Genomic DNA, 2374 nt, shown 5'->3' with positions numbered 1-2374 from the left:
GGGTGAAGTCGTAACAAGGTAACCGTAGGGGAACCTGCGGTTGGATCACCTCCTTACCTTAAAGAACCTGCCTTTGCAGTGCTCACACAGATTGTTTGATAAATGAATAATTTCAAAATGTACTGTTAAGTGCATTGTGAAATTTTGCTCTTTAAAAATCTGGATCAAGCTGAAAATTGAAACGACACATCTTTAATGGTGTGTTCGAGTCTCTCAAATTTTCGCAATCATGAAGTGAAACATCGTCGGGTTGTGAGGTTAAGCGACTAAGCGAACACGGTGGATGCCCTGGAATTCAGAGGCGATGAAGGACGTGCTAATCTGCGAAAAGCGCCGGCGAGGTGATATGAACCCTTGACCCGGCGATGTCCGAATGGGGAAACCCAGTGCAATCCGTTGCACTATCGTTAACTGAATACATAGGTTAACGAGGCGAACCGGGGGAACTGAAACATCTAAGTACCCTGAGGAAAAGAAATCAACCGAGATTCCCCCAGTAGCGGCGAGCGAACGGGGAGCAGCCCAGAGTCTGAATCAGCTTGTGTGTTAGTGGAAGCGTCTGGAAAGTCGCACGGTACAGGGTGAAAGTCCCGTACACGAAAGCACACAGGCTGTGAACTCGAAGAGTAGGGCGGGACACGTGGTATCCTGTCTGAATATGGGGGGACCATCCTCCAAGGCTAAATACTCCTGACTGACCGATAGTGAACCAGTACCGTGAGGGAAAGGCGAAAAGAACCCCGGCGAGGGGAGTGAAAAAGAACCTGAAACCGTGTACGTACAAGCAGTGGGAGCACCTTCGTGGTGTGACTGCGTACCTTTTGTATAATGGGTCAGCGACTTATATTCTGTAGCAAGGTTAACCGTATAGGGGAGCCGAAGGGAAACCGAGTCTTAACTGGGCGTTAAGTTGCAGGGTATAGACCCGAAACCCGGTGATCTAGCCATGGGCAGGTTGAAGGTTGGGTAACACTAACTGGAGGACCGAACCGACTAATGTTGAAAAATTAGCGGATGACCTGTGGCTGGGGGTGAAAGGCCAATCAAACCGGGAGATAGCTGGTTCTCCCCGAAAGCTATTTAGGTAGCGCCTCGTGAACTCATCTTCGGGGGTAGAGCACTGTTTCGGCTAGGGGGCCATCCCGGCTTACCAACCCGATGCAAACTACGAATACCGAAGAATGTTATCACGGGAGACACACGGCGGGTGCTAACGTCCGTCGTGAAGAGGGAAACAACCCAGACCGCCAGCTAAGGTCCCAAAGTCATGGTTAAGTGGGAAACGATGTGGGAAGGCCCAGACAGCCAGGATGTTGGCTTAGAAGCAGCCATCATTTAAAGAAAGCGTAATAGCTCACTGGTCGAGTCGGCCTGCGCGGAAGATGTAACGGGGCTAAACCATGCACCGAAGCTGCGGCAGCGACGCTTATGCGTTGTTGGGTAGGGGAGCGTTCTGTAAGCCGTTGAAGGTGGCCTGTGAGGGCTGCTGGAGGTATCAGAAGTGCGAATGCTGACATAAGTAACGATAAAGCGGGTGAAAAGCCCGCTCGCCGGAAGACCAAGGGTTCCTGTCCAACGTTAATCGGGGCAGGGTGAGTCGACCCCTAAGGCGAGGCCGAAAGGCGTAGTCGATGGGAAACAGGTTAATATTCCTGTACTTGGTGTTACTGCGAAGGGGGGACGGAGAAGGCTATGTTAGCCGGGCGACGGTTGTCCCGGTTTAAGCATGTAGGCGGAGGTTCCAGGTAAATCCGGTACCTTTTAACGCTGAGGTGTGATGACGAGGCACTACGGTGCTGAAGTAACAAATGCCCTGCTTCCAGGAAAAGCCTCTAAGCATCAGGTAACACGAAATCGTACCCCAAACCGACACAGGTGGTCAGGTAGAGAATACCAAGGCGCTTGAGAGAACTCGGGTGAAGGAACTAGGCAAAATGGTGCCGTAACTTCGGGAGAAGGCACGCTGATATGTAGGTGAAGCCCCTGCGGGTGGAGCTGAAATCAGTCGAAGATACCAGCTGGCTGCAACTGTTTATTAAAAACACAGCACTGTGCAAACACGAAAGTGGACGTATACGGTGTGACGCCTGCCCGGTGCCGGAAGGTTAATTGATGGGGTTAGCGGCAACGCGAAGCTCTTGATCGAAGCCCCGGTAAACGGCGGCCGTAACTATAACGGTCCTAAGGTAGCGAAATTCCTTGTCGGGTAAGTTCCGACCTGCACGAATGGCGTAATGATGGCCAGGCTGTCTCCACCCGAGACTCAGTGAAATTGAACTCGCTGTGAAGATGCAGTGTACCCGCGGCAAGACGGAAAGACCCCGTGAACCTTTACTATAGCTTGACACTGAACACTGGTCCTTGATGTGTAGGA

At 51.7% G+C, this 2374-nt stretch carries 2 rRNA genes; both read left to right on the top strand.

Annotated features, from left to right (window positions below):
* Positions 1–56: ribosomal RNA gene (locus ACOTZF_RS25115) — 16S ribosomal RNA — on the top strand; the annotation flags it as partial.
* A 200-nt stretch (positions 57–256) separates the two neighbouring features.
* Positions 257–2374: ribosomal RNA gene (locus ACOTZF_RS25110) — 23S ribosomal RNA — on the top strand; the annotation flags it as partial.

Origin of the sequence: Enterobacter cloacae complex sp. SHL021, assembly GCF_049237765.1 — a bacterium.
Classification (GTDB): Bacteria; Pseudomonadota; Gammaproteobacteria; order Enterobacterales; family Enterobacteriaceae; genus Enterobacter; species Enterobacter cloacae.
This window is presented reverse-complemented; position numbering and strand designations above follow the sequence as displayed.